The sequence below is a fragment of the Bradyrhizobium sp. AZCC 1610 genome (genome assembly GCF_036924515.1).
Lineage (GTDB): Bacteria > Pseudomonadota > Alphaproteobacteria > Rhizobiales > Xanthobacteraceae > Bradyrhizobium.
In genome coordinates this window covers 2,319,169-2,335,387 of sequence record NZ_JAZHRR010000001.1, presented here as the reverse complement: position 1 = coordinate 2,335,387, position 16,219 = coordinate 2,319,169, and the positions used below count along the sequence as shown (strand labels likewise).

17 protein-coding genes are annotated in these 16,219 nt (G+C 62.7%); 11 read left to right on the top strand and 6 right to left on the bottom strand.

The window, feature by feature from the left end:
* Nucleotides 1–49: 49 nt before the first annotated feature.
* Nucleotides 50–1,183 carry an Mrp/NBP35 family ATP-binding protein gene (locus tag V1279_RS11115; protein WP_334435344.1) on the bottom strand — a complete coding sequence of 378 codons (1,134 nt, stop codon included), beginning with the start codon at nt 1,181–1,183 and terminating at the stop codon, nt 50–52.
* A 178-nt stretch (nt 1,184–1,361) separates the two neighbouring features.
* Complete coding sequence (locus tag V1279_RS11110) at nt 1,362–1,799, bottom strand: VOC family protein (RefSeq protein WP_334435341.1); 438 nt, start codon at nt 1,797–1,799, stop codon at nt 1,362–1,364.
* Between the two features lie 171 nt (nt 1,800–1,970).
* Between V1279_RS11110 and V1279_RS11105 the strand changes: the two genes are divergently transcribed.
* The 4 genes from V1279_RS11105 to V1279_RS11090 all read left to right on the top strand — a co-directional run bounded on the left by V1279_RS11105 (nt 1,971) and on the right by V1279_RS11090 (nt 5,476).
* Nucleotides 1,971–2,843: an NAD(P)-dependent oxidoreductase gene (locus tag V1279_RS11105; RefSeq protein WP_334435338.1), complete on the top strand. Its 873-nt coding sequence runs from the start codon at nt 1,971–1,973 to the stop codon at nt 2,841–2,843.
* A 199-nt stretch (nt 2,844–3,042) separates the two neighbouring features.
* Nucleotides 3,043–4,647, top strand: a complete 1,605-nt coding sequence (locus V1279_RS11100) for a sensor histidine kinase (protein WP_334435336.1) — start codon at nt 3,043–3,045, stop codon at nt 4,645–4,647.
* Nucleotides 4,648–4,692: 45 nt separating this feature from the next.
* Nucleotides 4,693–4,896, top strand: a complete 204-nt coding sequence (locus V1279_RS11095) for a DUF1289 domain-containing protein (protein ID WP_334435332.1) — start codon at nt 4,693–4,695, stop codon at nt 4,894–4,896.
* A 28-nt stretch (nt 4,897–4,924) separates the two neighbouring features.
* Nucleotides 4,925–5,476, top strand: a complete 552-nt coding sequence (locus V1279_RS11090; protein WP_334435329.1) for a TIGR02281 family clan AA aspartic protease — start codon at nt 4,925–4,927, stop codon at nt 5,474–5,476.
* A 26-nt stretch (nt 5,477–5,502) separates the two neighbouring features.
* Here the strand turns inward: V1279_RS11090 and V1279_RS11085 are convergent, their stop codons facing one another.
* Nucleotides 5,503–6,846 (bottom strand): IS5 family transposase, encoded by a 1,344-nt coding sequence (locus tag V1279_RS11085; RefSeq protein ID WP_334431663.1) that lies wholly within the window; start codon nt 6,844–6,846, stop codon nt 5,503–5,505.
* A gap of 346 nt (nt 6,847–7,192) precedes the next feature.
* On the opposite strand from V1279_RS11085, the gene V1279_RS11080 reads away from it, so the two are divergent.
* Both V1279_RS11080 and V1279_RS11075 read left to right on the top strand, forming a co-directional pair.
* Complete coding sequence (locus tag V1279_RS11080; RefSeq protein ID WP_334435326.1) at nt 7,193–7,447, top strand: hypothetical protein; 255 nt, start codon at nt 7,193–7,195, stop codon at nt 7,445–7,447.
* A gap of 315 nt (nt 7,448–7,762) precedes the next feature.
* Nucleotides 7,763–7,957: a hypothetical protein gene (locus V1279_RS11075; protein ID WP_334435323.1), complete on the top strand. Its 195-nt coding sequence runs from the start codon at nt 7,763–7,765 to the stop codon at nt 7,955–7,957.
* 63 nt (nt 7,958–8,020) lie between these two features.
* Here the strand turns inward: V1279_RS11075 and V1279_RS11070 are convergent, their stop codons facing one another.
* Nucleotides 8,021–8,503, bottom strand: a complete 483-nt coding sequence (locus V1279_RS11070; RefSeq protein WP_334435320.1) for a MarR family winged helix-turn-helix transcriptional regulator — start codon at nt 8,501–8,503, stop codon at nt 8,021–8,023.
* 174 nt (nt 8,504–8,677) lie between these two features.
* Here V1279_RS11070 and V1279_RS11065 point away from each other — a divergent pair, with 174 nt between their 5' ends.
* The 5 genes from V1279_RS11065 (at nt 8,678) to V1279_RS11045 (ending at nt 14,106) form a co-directional block, all read left to right on the top strand.
* Nucleotides 8,678–9,196 (top strand): flavin reductase family protein, encoded by a 519-nt coding sequence (locus V1279_RS11065; RefSeq protein ID WP_334435318.1) that lies wholly within the window; start codon nt 8,678–8,680, stop codon nt 9,194–9,196.
* A gap of 53 nt (nt 9,197–9,249) precedes the next feature.
* The gene (locus V1279_RS11060; RefSeq protein WP_334435316.1) at nt 9,250–10,482 is read left to right on the top strand and encodes a flavin-dependent monooxygenase; all 1,233 of its coding nucleotides are present in this window, start codon (nt 9,250–9,252) and stop codon (nt 10,480–10,482) included.
* Between the two features lie 27 nt (nt 10,483–10,509).
* Nucleotides 10,510–11,535: an amidohydrolase family protein gene (locus V1279_RS11055; RefSeq protein ID WP_334435313.1), complete on the top strand. Its 1,026-nt coding sequence runs from the start codon at nt 10,510–10,512 to the stop codon at nt 11,533–11,535.
* Between the two features lie 43 nt (nt 11,536–11,578).
* Nucleotides 11,579–12,955 (top strand): MFS transporter, encoded by a 1,377-nt coding sequence (locus V1279_RS11050; RefSeq protein ID WP_334435310.1) that lies wholly within the window; start codon nt 11,579–11,581, stop codon nt 12,953–12,955.
* Between the two features lie 80 nt (nt 12,956–13,035).
* Entirely contained in the window at nt 13,036–14,106 is a 1,071-nt protein-coding gene (locus V1279_RS11045) for a maleylacetate reductase (protein ID WP_334435307.1), read from the top strand.
* 22 nt (nt 14,107–14,128) lie between these two features.
* Here V1279_RS11045 and dusA read toward each other — a convergent pair whose 3' ends face one another.
* Both dusA and V1279_RS11035 read right to left on the bottom strand, forming a co-directional pair.
* Entirely contained in the window at nt 14,129–15,118 is a 990-nt protein-coding gene (dusA, locus tag V1279_RS11040) for a tRNA dihydrouridine(20/20a) synthase DusA (RefSeq protein WP_334435305.1), read from the bottom strand.
* 443 nt (nt 15,119–15,561) lie between these two features.
* Nucleotides 15,562–16,053: a TRAP transporter large permease subunit gene (locus tag V1279_RS11035; protein WP_334435303.1), complete on the bottom strand. Its 492-nt coding sequence runs from the start codon at nt 16,051–16,053 to the stop codon at nt 15,562–15,564.
* Nucleotides 16,054–16,219 lie beyond the last annotated feature (166 nt).

Genomic DNA, 16,219 nt, shown 5'->3' with positions numbered 1-16,219 from the left:
TGACTGCACTGATTAAACCAAAGTCTTAGGGGGAACGGATAAAGGGGTGCTACGCCGCGGCGATGACGCCCTGAAGCTGGTCGCGAACCTTGGTCCCGATGGCCCGGTAGATCGCGGCATGCGGACCGTCCGGCTCGCTCGCCACCACCGGGTTACCGTCATCGGAGGTGGTCCTGATCGACATGTGCAGCGGGATCTCGCCCAGAAACGGGACACCCAGCCGTTCCGCTTCATGCCGCGCGCCGCCATGACCGAAAATGTCCGAGCGCGTGCCGCACTCGGGGCACTGGAAGTAGCTCATGTTCTCGACGATGCCGAGCACCGGCACGTTGACCTTCTTGAACATCGCGAGCCCTCGCCGCGCGTCGATCAGCGAGAGATCCTGCGGGGTCGAGATGATCACCGCTCCCTTCAGCGGCACATTCTGCGCCAACGTCAATTGCGCATCGCCCGTGCCGGGCGGCATGTCGACGACCAGAATATCGAGCGTGCCCCATGCCACGTCGCGCAGCATCTGGGTAATCGCCGACATCACCATCGGCCCGCGCCAGATCATCGCGGTGTCTTCCTCGACCAGAAAGCCGATCGACATGATGGCAAGGCCAAAACGCTGGATCGGAATCATCTTCCTGTTGTCATCGAGTTGCGGCTTCTCATTGATGCCGGTTAGCCGCGGCACCGACGGGCCGTAAATGTCGGCATCGAGCAGGCCGACACGCAGGCCGAGATCGCGCAGACCCAGCGCCAGGTTGAGCGCGGTGGTCGACTTGCCGACGCCGCCCTTGCCCGAGGCCACCGCGATGACGGCGGCAATGCCAGGGATCTCCGCCTGTTTCGACATCGGCGACGCCGCGCCTTGCGGCGGACGGTGGGCGGAAACCGATTGCACGCCGTGCGCGTGCCGATGCGGCGCAGGCGCGGGTGGTGGCGAGCCGGGCTTGCGCTCGGCCGTCAGCGCGATCATCGCGGCAGTGACGCCGGGAAGCGCGCGCACGGCAGCTTCGGCCTGCGCGCGCACGCTTTCCCAGGCGCGGGCTTCCGCGGCGTCGACATTGATGGAGAAGAACACCTTGCCGTCGGTGACCGAGATCGCCGACAGCACGTTGGCATTGGTCAAGGGCACGCCACGCGGCGACGCCACCCGGCTAAGGGAATCGAGAACCTGTTGCTGCGTCACGCTCACTCGCGCATCTCCTGAAGCCCTTTCTGTTCTGATTGAGAACCGGGCTCTACTCACTTGTATTGACGCGCTTTCTTGACGCGACCTGATCGGCCTCGGACCAAATCCGAAAAGGCTGGGCCGCGTTTCGAAACCGCTACGTCAGTCGGATGCGACCCATAGAGCGGTTCAGCGCGAAAGGCTACCTCGCTCCGACGTCGTCCCGCCGCTCGGCCGGCGCCGCGATACCCTGCTCCTCGGCAGCCTCGTAATTCAGCTCGATCATGACGCCGTTGGGATCATTGACGAAGATCTGCCAGAGGTCGCCACCCGGCACCTGCCGGGAGTCGTATGCCATGCCCTTCTGTTCCAGCCGCCGCTTCATGCCGTCAAAGCCGTAGCTCGCAAACGCGACATGGTGGACGACGCCGGAATCGGGCTTCTGCGGTTCCTCGGTCTTGGAGATATCGACGAGGTGCACCACCGCCTTGCCCTCGCTGTACATCCAGGCTCCGGGGAAGGCGAAGTTCGGCCGGGCGCCCTTTTCCAGGCCCAGAACGTCTTCATAGAACCGGACCGTGTCGGCAAGGTTGCGGGTCCGGATGTTGAAATGGTCGAGCACGCCAACACTGACGCCCATGCGATGTCACTCCCTTTTTTGTGAGGTTCTTGAGACCCTATCCTAGCACAAATCCTAGCTTACCCGCCAAATGAAGGCGTTGCCCTCCCCTGCGCAGGGGGTATGGTGCGGCTTCCTCCAAAACAACGTCCGGCCCGTCCAAGGTCGCCGGCGAACTCTAAGGTATTGCATATGGCTAAAGTCGCTTTTCTCGGTCTCGGCGTGATGGGTTTCCCCATGGCAGGACATCTGGTGAAAAAAGGCGGCCACGAGGTGACCGTGTACAACCGGACCGGCGCCAAGGCGAAGGAATGGGCGGACAAATTCGGCGGGCGCACCGCGCCGACGCCGAAGGCCGCGGCCGAAGGTCAGGATTTCGTGATGTGCTGCGTCGGCAACGACAATGATCTGCGCGCCGTCACGATCGGCGCTGATGGCGCCTTCGCCGGGATGAAAAAGGGCGGAATCTTCGTCGATCACACCACCGCCTCCGCCGAGGTTGCCCGCGAGCTCGACGCCGCCGCCATCAAGGCGGGCTTCAAGTTCATCGACGCGCCGGTGTCCGGCGGCCAGGCGGGTGCGGAAAACGCCGTGCTGACGGTGATGTGCGGCGGCAAGGAAGATGCCTATGCTGCTGCCGAGCCGATCATCGCCGGCTCCTACGCGCGGATGTGCAAGCTTCTCGGGCCCGCCGGCGCCGGCCAGCTCACCAAGATGGTCAACCAGATCTGCATCGCCGGTCTTGTCCAGGGCCTATCCGAGGGCATTCATTTCGCAAAGAAGTCGGGGCTGGACGTTGCGGCCGTGATCGAGACCATCTCCAAGGGGGCAGCGCAGTCCTGGCAGATGGAGAACCGCTACAAGGCCATGAACGAAGGCAAGTTCGATTTCGGCTTTGCGGTCGAATGGATGCGCAAGGACCTTTCGATCTGCATCACAGAAGCCCGCCGCAACGGCGCCAACCTGCCGGTGACCGCTCTGGTCGACCAGTTCTACGCCGAGGTCGAGAAGATGGGCGGCAAGCGCTGGGATACGTCGAGCCTGATGGCCCGGCTGGAGCGGTGAGTTAAAAAAGCCGGTTAAGATCGCAGAACGGGCCCCGCTTCTTGTCCCGTCAGAAGCGGGGTTCCGCCTGGGGAACAGGTTAATTTTAACTTCCCGCTAACGGAAATTTTTAGCTCTTTAAGTCATCGCTTAATGATTTAGGGCACAGATAGACAATGCAAAAGCGCGCGCGGTTCGCGGGCAGGATTTGTGTTGTTTGATGAGTAACCCCGCAGAAAAGCCTGAGGTTGTCCAGCTTCCGGCAGAAGCGCCCGCCGGACCGCCGGTCAACACCCGGCGCGTGGCGGCGCAGCGGGTACGCGAGGCGCGGGATCGGTTAACGTCATCAAGCGGAACCCGCCCGGCGTTCGATACCGAATTGCTCCGGCAATATGCCCAGACCCGGGTATCGGCCTCCTTTGTCGTCATGCTGCTGGTGGTTGCGACCGGCGTGCTGTTCGGCCTCTGGAAGTACGCCGTGCCGGCCGCGATCTGGACCGTCGGCATGCTCTGCATCCATGCCGCCATCATTCGCAATTGCTGGCGCTTCCTCCGCGAGAAGCCCTCGCTCGCGGCGACGCGCAAGTGGCAGACCCGGTTCGTGCTGCTCGACCTGCTCTACGGCCTGTCCTGGACCGCGATCCTGCTGCATCCGGCCGGTCTCGATACCGTCTCGAACACGATGATGATGTTCCTGATGCTGCTGGTGATCGCGGTGTCGAGCATGCTGGCGGCGACGCTCCCCATTGCGGCGATGGCGGCGACCGCACCGGTGACGGCAGCGATCGCGCTCAATTTCGTGCTGAGCGGAACCTTCGACAATTACGCGCTTGCGCTGCTTGCGGTTGCCGCCGAAGCCTATTTCGCCCTGCTCGCCCATCAACTCCATTCGACCACGCTGGCGACCCTGGAAGCGCGCGCCGAAAAGGACGCGCTGATCGGCGAGCTCGAACAGGCCAAGGCGATCTCGGACGAAGCGCGGCACCGCGCCGAATCCGCCAACGTCGCCAAGTCGCGCTTTCTGGCGCAGATGAGCCATGAGCTGCGCACGCCGCTGAACGCGATCCTCGGCTTCTCCGAGGTGATGAAGAGCGAAATTTTCGGCGCGCATGCGGTGGCGGTGTACAAGGAATATTCCGCCGACATCCATAATTCGGGCGTTCACCTGCTCAATCTCATCAACGAGATTCTCGATCTGTCGCGGATCGAGGCCGGCCGCTACGAACTGAATGAGGAAGCGGTGTCGCTGCTGCACGTCGTTGCCGACTGCCACCATCTCTTGAAGCTGCGCGCGACCAGCCGCGGCATCACCATCCACGAGGTGTTCGAGCACGGCATGCCCAGGATCTGGGGCGACGAACGCGCTACGCGCCAGATCGTGCTCAACCTGTTGTCCAACTCGATCAAGTTCACCCCGCAAGGCGGCGATATCTGGCTCAAGGTCGGCTGGACCGCTTCCGGCGGGCAATATCTGAGCGTCAAGGATACCGGATCCGGCATTGCCGAGGACGAGATCCCGATCGTGCTGGCCTCGTTCGGCCAGGGCTCCAACTCGATCAAGTCCGCCGAACAGGGCGCGGGGCTGGGCCTTCCAATCGCAAAGAGCCTGATCGATATGCATGGCGGCACCTTCACGCTGAAATCGAAATTGCGCATCGGCACCGAAGTCATCGTCACCTTCCCGCCGGAACGCGTGATGAGCGCGCTGGCGCCGATGGCCGAGGAGGCCCCGCCGCTGCAGCCGGAGCCCACCGTCACAGCGGTCGCCGACGACAAGCGGCGGGCGCGCCACAAACCGATCATGAGTGCAGGAACCGGGTTGTAGCTGGAGCGCTTGCGCAAGGAACGCAAACCATTTCACTATCGCTATATGAGCAAAGAAACGCCGTGTATCGCAGTCTGTATGATGGACCCCAAAACCAAACTCTGCTTCGGCTGCGGACGAACGTTGCCGGAGATCGCGCGCTGGCACCGCATGGAGACAGCGGAACGATTGGCCGTGATGGAAAGGCTTGCGGCGCGCATGGCGGAGGCCGGCCTCGTGCAGATGCCGCCGCGCAGCGAGCGCGGCTGATCACCGGACGAACCGGCGGAGGCGCGCTGTGATCCGCTTCATGCTCGTTCTGGCGATGCTCGCCGCCACCGCCGGCGCCGTCGTGGCCTACGGCGATCCGGACCAGATCGCGCGCGCCAGCAATTCGGTATCGAAAATGCTGCGGCAACGCAGCCTGGAGCCGGCGCCCGCCGTGCAGATCGCGCGCGGCAAGGCCGGCGAATTCGCGCTTCATGCCAAGATCAACGGCGTCAAGGCGCCGATGGTGATCGACACCGGCGCAACGTCGGTGGTGCTGACCTGGGAGACGGCGAAGGCGATCGGCCTGCCGATCGAAATGCTCGAATACAATGTCGACGTCGAAACCGCCGGCGGTCACACCAAGGCGGCGCGGCTGACCCTCGATCGTCTCGCGGTAGGTCAACTCGTCGAGAAATCGGTTCCGGCGCTGGTCGTGCCGCGCGGCCAGATGAAGACCAACCTGCTCGGAATGAGTTTTCTGGACCGGCTGGAAAGCTGGGGCGTGCGGGCCGACAAGGTGATGCTGCACGGCTATCCCGAGGTGGCAGGCCGGAGCAAGCGCCGCGCGGCTGCGAACTAAGGCGTCGTCCGTGAAGAAGACCGATTTCACGCCGGATTATTCAGCGGGCTGAGGAAGAGTGTGGTCAGGAACAGGCGCAGCAAGAGCCTGAGCCAGCGGATGAGACGGCGGAAGTTGTAGCCGGCGGCGGCGAGGACGGCGTTGGCGGCGTCGCCGCGACGGAACCAGAGATAATTGCGGCCCATGCGGTGCTCGGCTTTGAGATGGCCGATGACGGGTTCGACTGCGGCCCTGCGGCGCAGTTCGCGCTTGATCTTCGGCGTCACCCCTCGCTTCTGGCCGGAGAGGAAGACCCTGAACTTGTAATCGGGTGGCGCATTGTGGCCGCGGTATCCCTTGTCGGCGAGGAGGCGCGCGATGATGTTGCCGATGAGCGCCTCCATGTCCGGGATCACGTTTGCCAGCGTATGGCCGTCATAGGGATTGCCGGGCAGCGACTTCACATGGGTGACGAACTGGCCACCCTTGGCGTGGCCGATCGTGGTGGCGACGGAGACTTTGACGCCGAACTCGTAAGGCCGATGAGCCTTGCCTTTGCCGATGCATTCGACCTCCGGCGCGTGCAGGGAATAGACCTTCGGTCCGCGCTGATGCTGCTTCTGCTCGCGCACGCGACGCGCCAGCGCCAGCAGCTTTGCGAACGCCATTTCGAGCACGCCGTTACCCTCGATCTTGCGGCCAATGTCGCGGATCACGCGGCCGAGACAGGTGCGCAGCTTCTTGAGCATCCTGTTGGCGCGCTTGAACTGCTTGGCGTGGGCATAGCGCTGATGCTGGATCAGGGCGAACTTGCCCACCCGCGCATAGGACTGGCGCAAAGCCACCCCGTGACGCTTCGCCAGCCGCACCAGCTTCTCGCGCGCCCGGTTCAGAAGCCTCGCATCGGTGGGGAACGTCACGTTCTTGGGCTGAACCGTGGTGTCGACGATCACCCGCGACAGCTCGGACGGCTTGATCGCCTTGGTCCTGGTGGCAACCGACAGGCTCTCCTGGATTAGCGCAGCCAGCCGCTCCTCGCCCATCCGGTTGCGCCAGCGCGTCAGCGACGAGCGATCGAACACCAGCCGGTGCTGGAAGAACTCTTCGCCGCAGAAGTATTGGTAATAGGGGTTCTCGACCCACCGCTCGCACAGCACCTCGTCGGACAGGTCGTAGGTGTGCTTGAGGATCGCCAGCCCCGCCATCAGGCGCGTCGGCAGCGGTGGCCGGCCGGGATCATCGGTGTAAACCTCGCCGAACCGCTCCTCCAGGAACCCCCAATCCACCGTCCGCCCCAGCGTCACCAGCGGATGCTTCATGTCGATGATCTGATCAAGCCGGGAGCGGAAAAGGTCCTGTTCTCCCGTCTCGCTCCGCTCCCGTGGTCGCATCGAATCCCCTCGCCAACGCCGTTCACGGCGAGTGAATCACAAATCAAGTTTGCAAGGAATCACGTTCCAAAGGCCAACTTTCCGGCAAATGCCGTTACCGCAAAATGCCGTTTCTGGATTCCAAATCAACGGTTTGGGAATTCTTCACGGACGACTAAGGCGTGGACTCACAAACTGATCATGTCCGCTTAGCTTCCATGAGGTTCGCAAAGGCAGACATGCCGATAACGACGCGATCAGACATCCGCAGGTCTACCCCGCACTTTAAGGTCGGGATTTCCTCCTGACGCCTTTCGGTTGGAACAGACTTGGCTTAAGCTGGTTTGCTGAATTGGAGAATGCACAGATGAAGCCCTTCTTGATGGCATTCGCTACCGCACTTGTAAGCAGCACTTTCGCGCTTGCTGACACCCCAGTAACACCGGCAGAGGCCGAGAAGATCAAGGCTGCCTTGGAAGTCTTTGGCTGCACGGGCGGCAAGATGGAAAAGGAGACCGAGGGCAGCGGCTACTTTGAAGTCGATGACGCCAAATGCAAGGACGGGCAGTACGACATCAAGCTCGACAAGGACTTCAAGGTGGTCGCGATGACCCGCGACTGAGCATGCTCAAGACCTGTTTTGCAGTGGGCCGTCCAGCGATGTCCGAATGGGGTCACTCGCGTCGTTTTAACGGTGTACCGATCACATCTGGTCTGCCCCGATAAACAGACACCTCGATCGCCGTCGGAACTCTCGCAGGTGCCAAGGGCGGAAGTGATTCCGACCCACGGCGTCGCGAAACGGCGATTGTGCGACACATCGAAAGTGGCTCGGTTAAAACCACTTCCTGTTCAAGGGCAGTGGCCGCCGCGCCGGTCCCTCCCCATTTTGGCTTCAGGGAACGAGCATGTCCCCGTGGGCCGTCGGAGATGGGCAATGACCATAAGAACCTTTTGCACGCTTGCCGCCGCCATCTTTGCCCTGATCGCACTTCTGCAGTTGATCCGGATTGTGATGGGATGGACAGTCGCCTTGAATGGCGTCGATGTGCCGTTCTGGGCGAGCTGGATTGCCGTCATCGTAGCGGGCGCGTTGAGCTTCGTCGGCTTCCGCGCCGCCATGCGCAGCTAAAGGCGGACGCCAGTTTGGCATAAGAGGCGCGTCCAGCGCTCCCCCCGCGTACCCGCGGAGACGTCAGCCTTTTGACTTTGCCGCCTTGCGCGCCTTGTTCGCTTCCTCGATCTCGGGTTCGAGCGATTTCAGGCTCTCGTAGATCTCTGCCAGAATTGTCTTCAGGTCCGAAATGTTCTTCGACGGAAAATCGCGCACCGCAACCTCCTCGAAGTGGATGGCGATCGGGATCAACTCTTCGACCAGTGTCCGCCCCTTCGGCGTGAGGTTGATCGCAACGGTGCGGCCGTTGTCCTTCAGCCGCGCGCGCGTGACGAGGCCACGCCGTTTCATCTCACCCACCAGCCGCGACAACGTCGATATCTCGATCGTCGTCATCGCGGCGAGATCGCCGAGCCGCTGATCGCCGGTTTCCCAAAGCGCGGCCATGACACGATACATCGGCAGGGTCACGCCGTAGCCGGCAATGCGCCTGGAAAACAGCTCGCCCATCTGCACGCCGACGCGGTTGAGCAGGTAGGGAAAGGAATTTGTCAGCCTGTACAAGGTCTTGCGTCCTGCCTCGGTGCAACTTTTGCAATCTTCCAATAGCCGGGCACGGATCGCTTTTCAAGGCAATTGTTGCATTTGAAAATTTCCCTTGACCGATATTTGCATGTGCAACTATTGTTGACGAAAGTTAAGCCGCCGGACAAGAGCGGAATTTCAGTGGAGGAAACCATGTCGCTGGATTCTGCATCCGACGAATTGCGTGAAACGTTCAAGCGCGCGTTGCGGCGATTTCCCGCGGCGGTCTCGGTGATCACGTCATCAGACCAGAACCGCCGCCACGGCATGACGGCGACCGCGGTGACGTCACTGTCGCTCGATCCGCCTTCGCTGATCGTCTGCGTCAACCAGCAAACGCTGCTGCACGACATCATGCTCCTGGCGCGCCGGTTCTGCGTCAACGTGCTGCGCCGCGATCAGGCCACTCTTTCATCCGCCTTCAGCGGCGCGCTCCCGGCCGAAGAACGGTTCGGGCTCGGCGACTGGATGACCTCGGCCGAGGGCGTCACCTACCTCGCCGACGCACAGATCAACATCTTCTGCAAGAAGGCGGCCGCCGTGCCCTACGGCACGCACACGATTTTCATCGGCGAAGCCGAGACCGTGAACGTGCGCGATCCGATCGAGCCGCTGATCTACCAGGATGCGACCTACTGTTTCTCGGTGCCGCACGACAGCCAGGCTGCGTAAACCGCGCCCACCACCTGACCGCCTTCAACCCATCGAAGCCACGGAGCAAACCAATGGTATCAGTCGCCCAGTTGAAGGACGTGCCGGCACAGCAGTCGCTTCGCCCTGATATTGTCGAGTTGCGCAGCCGCGTGGCGCAGGTCGCACCGCAGATCAAGGCGCGCGCCCACACCACGGAAAAGGCCGGGCGCGTTCCCGAAGAGAACATCATTGCCCTACGCAACATCGGCTATTTCGACATCGTCAAGCCGGCGATGTTCGGCGGCTATGAGCACGATTTCGACGTGCTGGTCGAACTGAACATCGAGCTTGCGAAAAGCTGCGCCTCGACGGCCTGGGTCGGCGGCCTGCTCGCGGCCCATCAATGGCTGATCGCGGGATTCCCGGAAGCGGCGCAGTGCGACGTCTGGGTCAGCAATCCCGATGCAGTGGCCTGCGGCTCCTACGCGCCGGCGGCCAAGGCGATCGAAGCCGACGGCGGCTATCGCCTCACCGGACGCTGGTCGTTCGCCAGCGGCTGCGACAACGCGCAATGGTCGTTGTGCGCGGCGCTGTTGCCGTCGAAGACCGAAAGCGGACAGTTTGCGCCGGCCTTCCTGCTGGTCCCCGCTTCCGACTACGTCATCGACGACACCTGGAATGTCGTCGGCCTCAGCGGCACCGGCAGCAAGACGCTGGTGCTGTCGGACGTGTTCGTGCCGGCGCACCGCCTGCTGTCGTTCGCCGACACCACGTCCGGCAAGACGCCGGGCGCCGCGCTCTATGCCAATAACCCCGCCTTCGCGATCCCGATGCTGTCGAACATCCCTTCCTGCCTGGCCTCGGCCGCGGTCGGCGCGGCGGCCGGCGCGCTGGAAGACTATCTTGCCGTCACCTCCAGGCGGATCACCCGCGGCGCGGTGGCCGGCCACAACAATCGCATGGCGGATTTCCCGACCATCCAGTTGCGCGTTGCGGAAGCGACCGCTTCGGTCGACGCGGCGCGCGAAGTGCTGCTGCGCGATCTCAAGGATCGTGCGGCGACGATCCGCGACCTCAAGCCGGTCTCGATCGAGGATCGCATCGTCAGCCGGCGCGGCCAGGCCTTTTCGGTCGCACTCGCCATCCGCGCCACCGAAGCGCTGAACGCTTCGACCGGCGGGCTCGGTCTCGATCTTTCCAACCCGGTACAGCGCGCCTGGCGTGACGCCAATGCCGTCGGCCGCCACATCAGCATGAACTGGGACGCCGTCGGCACCATGTACGGTCAGCTCGCGCTCGGGCTGACCCCGCAAGGCCAATACTAATCAACATCAGACATCAGCGAGGACGACATGCAGGGCAAGATCGCACTAGAGGAACATTTCGCTATCCCGGACACGCTGATGGATTCGGCGGGCTTCGTCCCGGACTCCTACTGGCCGGAGCTGAAGGATCGCCTGCTGGATATCCAGGACAAGCGGCTGGCGCAGATGGACCGGCACGGCGTCGAGATGATGATCCTGTCGCTGAACGCGCCCGCCGTGCAGGCGATTCCCGACGTCGCGCGCGCCAACGAGATTGCGATCCGGGCCAATGATTTCCTCGCCGAGCAAGTCGCCAAGCGCCCGTCGCGGTTTCAGGCGTTCGCGGCGCTGCCGATGCAGGATCCGGATCTCGCGATCAAGGAACTCGAGCGCTGTATCGAGACGCTCGGTTTCCGCGGCGCATTGGTCAATGGCTTCTCGCAAATCGGTGACGGTAAGCGCCCCGTTTATTACGACCTGCCGCAATACTGGCCGTTCTGGGCGGCGGTTGAAAGAACCGGCCTGCCCTTCTACCTGCATCCGCGCAATCCGTTGCCGGAAGACTGCGGGATTTACGAAGGGCATCCGTGGTTGATGGGCCCCACTTGGGCCTTTGGACAGGAGACCGCGGTGCATGCGCTGCGCCTGATGGGATCGGGCCTGTTCGATGCCTATCCAAAACTCAAGATCATCCTCGGCCATATGGGCGAAGGCCTGCCCTACAGCATGTGGCGCGTCGACCATCGCAACGGCTGGGTCAAGGCACCGCCGAAGCACAAGGCCAAGAAGAAGATCTGCGATTACTTCAACGCCAACTTCTTCCTGACCACGTCGGGCAATTTCCGGACGCAAACGCTGATCGACTCCATTCTCGAGATCGGATCGGACCGCATTCTGTTCTCGGTCGACTGGCCGTTCGAAAACGTCGATCATGCCTCCGACTGGTTCAACAGCGCCAGCATCAGCGAGAACGATCGCCTGAAGATCGGCCGACGTAACGCCATCGACCTGTTCAAGCTCGATCTCGGCGAAACCACTGTCACCGGGCACGGCATCCATCAAGCCGCAGAATAAGCGGTCTCACACGACATAATCACCATCTGGGAGGGATACGGCCATGACTGCGAAAGCAATCGATCTTCACGAGGAACTAGCCGAGGCAAAGGTCGGCAAATTTCACTGGCGCCTCGGCGCCATCATGGGACTGCTCACGCTGTTCGATGGATATGACACGTTCAATCCGGCCTACGTCATTCATTATGTGGCAAAGCCGTGGGGCCTGCAGGCCGGACAGGCCGGACTATTGATCTCCAGCGGCCTCGTTGGATTCCTGCTCGGCGCTGCGATCCACGGCATCATCGCCGACCGCCTCGGCCGCCGCGGCACCTTGCTCGGGGGCCTGTGGATCACCAGCATCTTCACGCTGCTGACCGCGACGTCCGCGGACTCCTTCCTGTCATTCTGCATCCTGCGACTTCTGACCGGCATCGGGCTCGGCGTATTGCTGCCTTTGGCGACGACCTACATCAACGAGCTGGCGCCGCGGCGGGTGGCGAATACGTTTGCGCTATGGGGCGTCGCCCTCGGCTGGGCGCTCGGCGGAACGCTCGCCGGCGTCGCCGGCGTGTTCGCGACGCCGGCGTTTGGCTGGACCTCGTTGTACTGGATCGGGTCGCTGTCGTTCCTGCTGCTTCCCTTCATGCACTTCATGTTGCCGGAGTCACCGAAGTTCCTTGCCCTTCAAGGCCGCACCGGCGAAATCCGCGACATGCTCAGCAAGCTTCGGCCCGAGCGCGCAAGCGTCTATCAGTCGGCCGAAATTGCCGTCGGACACGCGGAGAAGCCGGTCAATTCGGTGGCGGTGCTGCTTCATACCAAATATCGCCGGACCACGTTCGCGATCTGGGCGTCGGCGTTCCTCAGCCTGTTCTGCATCTTCGGCCTGTCGGGGTGGATTCCAACCGTGATGATGCAGCGGGGAGAAACCTTTGCCGCAAGCTTCGGCTTCGGCGCGCTGATGCAGATCATGTCGTTCGTCGGCGCTCTCGTGCTTGGGCATCTGGTCGACAAGTCCGGCAGCAGCCGCGGCCTGATCGCAACCTGGTGGGCGATCGGCGGCGTCGCGGTGCTCTCCCTCGTGGTGCTGAATGATCACATCGTCAACATCACGTCGGTTGCGGCCGCCGGCTTCTTCATCATCGGCGCACAGTTCGTGCTGAACAACTTTACCGCGGCGTCCTACGAGACTGGCGTGCGCGCCACCGCGGTTGGCATGGAACTCGGGGTCGCGCGGGTCGGCGCCATTCTCGGCCCGTTCGTCGCCGGCGCGCTGCAGCAATATTACCAGAGCCCGACGCCGATGTTCCTGTCGATCGGCATCTCGGCGATCGCAGCGGGCGCGATTATCCTGCTGGCCCGGCGGCCGGCGAGCGCACCCGCGAGCAGCCTTGAAGAGACTGCCGGCTTGCGCAAGGTTGCACAGCCCGCCTCTTGAGACGGGGCGTCAATGCGGAAAGTCCGGCTCCGGCAGCGATCTGATCCCGGAGCCGGCCATTTCGTCCGCAAGGAGCGGCCATGCAAGACTTCGTCTATCAGAGCGCGCCGATGCGGGTGGTGTTCGGCACCGGCACGCTGCGTCAATTGCCCGACGAATTGTCCCGCCTCGGCGTCGTCAGCGCGCTGGTGCTGGCGACTCCGCGGCAGAAAGATCTGGTCGCCGGCATCCGGGAGATGATCGGCGAACGCTTCGCCGGCGTCTTCACGGGCGCGGTGATGCATACGCCCGTCGAGGTGACGGAATGGGCCATGGAAACCGTGCGCGACGTGCAGGCCGATTGTCTCGTGGCGATCGGCGGCGGTTCGACCACCGGCCTCGGCAAGGCGATCGCGTTGCGCACCGACCTGCCGCAGATCGTGCTGCCGACAAGCTACGCCGGCTCGGAGATGACGCCGGTCGTCGGCCAAACCAGCGGCGGGATCAAGACCACGCAATCGAGCCCGAAAATTCTTCCCGAGATCGTCATCTATGACGTCGACCTCACGATGACGATGCCTCCGAGATTGTCCGCGACATCAGGCATCAACGCCATCGCGCACGCGGTCGAAGCGCTCTACGCGCGGGATCGTAATCCCGTGACATCGCTGATGGCGCAGGAGAGCATTCGTACGCTGGCGCACGCCCTGCCCATGATCTGTGCTCGGCTGGACGACAGGACCGCGCGCACCGACGCACTCTATGGCGCCTGGCTCGGCGGCATCTGTCTCGGCGCCGTCGGCATGGCCCTGCATCACAAGCTCTGCCATACGCTGGGCGGGTCGTTCAATCTGCCGCATGCGGAGACCCACACCGTCATTCTTCCGCATGCCCTCGCCTACAATGCGCCTGCCGAGCCTGAAGCGATGACGCGTATCGCCACCGCGCTTGGCGTGCCCGACCCGGCGCTAGGTCTCTATGATCTGGCGCGAAAGCTTGCTGCGCCAGCATCGCTGCGCGAGATCGGTATGCCCGAGAGCGGTATCGACCAGGCTGTCGACCTCGCCATGAAGAATCCCTACTGGAATCCGCGCCCGATCGAGCGAGAGGCGATCCGCGAATTGATCGCGCGCGCCTGGCGCGGCGACGCTCCAGAAACCACCATCTTCTGAAGATAACATCGACTATGGCGCTTCACGCCGCGACCAACGCCGCCGCACGATCCTCGACCAGCGCGATCGCATCGCGCAATACGTCGACGCCGGCGCCCGGCCGGACGCCCTTCTCCGCCAGATGGCGGCGGAAGGCGCGCGCGCCCGGTACGCCGTGAAACGCGCCGACGAAGTGCCGCGTCATCGAATGCAGCCGCGCGCCCTGTGCCAACTGGTCTTCGATGTAGGGAAACATCGCTTCGAAGACATCCTTCATGGTGGCGTATGGTGCCGCCTCGCCGAACAATTCCGGATCGACGTCGAGCAAGCGCCACGGCTCCTGATAGGCCGCCCGCCCCAGCATCACGCCGTCGACATGGCCGAGATGCCGCGCAGCCTCCGCAAGGCTGCCGATCCCGCCATTGATGATAACGGGCACATCCGGCAGCGCGGCCTTGAGCCGATAGACCCTGTTGTAATCGAGCGGCGGGACGTCGCGGTTTTCCTTAGGCGACAGTCCGTTGAGCCAAGCCTTGCGGGCATGCACGACCAGCGCGTCCGCGCCGGCCGCGACCACGCCGCGCGCCAGCAGGTCGAGCGCCACTTCCGGATCCTGGTCGTCGATGCCGATCCGGCACTTGACCGTGACGGGAATCTTGACCGCGCGCTTCATGGCCGCAACACCGTCGGCAACCAGCGCCGGCTCCGCCATCAGGCACGCGCCGAAGCGGCCGTCCTTCACCCGGTCGGACGGGCAGCCGACATTGAGATTGATTTCGTCGTAGCCGAAATCCTCGCCGATCCTTGCAGCGGTCGCGAGATCGGCCGACTCCGAACCGCCGAGCTGCAGCGCCACCGGATGCTCGCTTGGATCGAAGCCAAGCAGCCGCCTGCGGTCGCCATGAATGATGGCGCCGGTTGTCAGCATCTCCGTATAAAGCCGCGCGCGCCGGCTCATCAGACGGTGGAACACGCGGCAATGCCGGTCGGTCCAGTCCATCATGGGTGCGACGGAAAATTGATGCGCTAACATATTGATGTTATTTCGCTTTATCGTCTTGTCCGGAATAGCTGATTTTTGGGCCGACACAAATTCAAAGCTGACTATTGGGGCATTTTCCTTTCGTTTCAAGTGCTTAAGCCGATCGCCTGTTCGTTCTTCGATGATGCCGCGCCTTGTCCGGTACAGCATTGCAGTACCGGATGAGCGCGTGCAGCACCACGCTGATTTGTGCCTACTGATCAATCCCATCTACTTCGGCCGCAAAGTAGCATGCCGCTTTCGCCAAGCCAGCGCTTCAGAACCGCGGTCGTAGTTTTGGCGATGGTAGCGTAAGAAAACTTGCGCGCTGCGGGTCGAGCAGTTGCTCGCCATAGCGAAGATGCTGCGATAAAGCGAACCGCTACGCGGTCCACTCAGGAAGTGCGGAGGTAATGTCCGCTCCCACTCAATAGATCGTCAGGGCCGGGAAGTAACTAACGGCAAGCAGCACAGCCATCGCCACGGCAAAGAACGGCCACAGCTCCCGCTGTGGTCTCCACCAGGGAGCATCTGGCGATCGCAGCCGAAATGAATAGTGTTGTGCCGATCGGCGGCGTGTAAAGACCAATGCCGAGGTTGATGATCATGATCAGGCCAAGTTGCACCGGATCGAGCCCAATGGCCGCGGCAAGCGGCACGAAAATCGGGCCAAGCAACAGGATGGCCGGCGGCAGATCGAGCGGCATGCCGACGATCAACATCAGCAGATTCAGCACAAGAATGATAAGAAGCTTGTTGTCGATCGTCGCCTTCACCCACTCCGCAAAACGGGTAGGGATCTGGTCGAAGGTCAGAAGCCAGCCAATGACGGCGCTCCCCATGATGACGAGCATCACGACGCCTGTAGCGATGCCGGCCTCAACCATCGACTCCCGAAAGCGCGTCTCGGCCACACTGACGCCACTGACCAGCGCGTACAGGATCATCGGGATGGAGGGCGGGATCAGAATGTCGATAACCGAAGGGGTGGCGTTGTTCGCTGCAGCCAGCTCTCCGCCACTGCGAGGGCCTGATAGCAGAGCACGGCATATGAGCCGACAATGATCGCATTGCCGAACAGCAGCAGGCCGCTCTTGCCGCGGCCATCCAGCC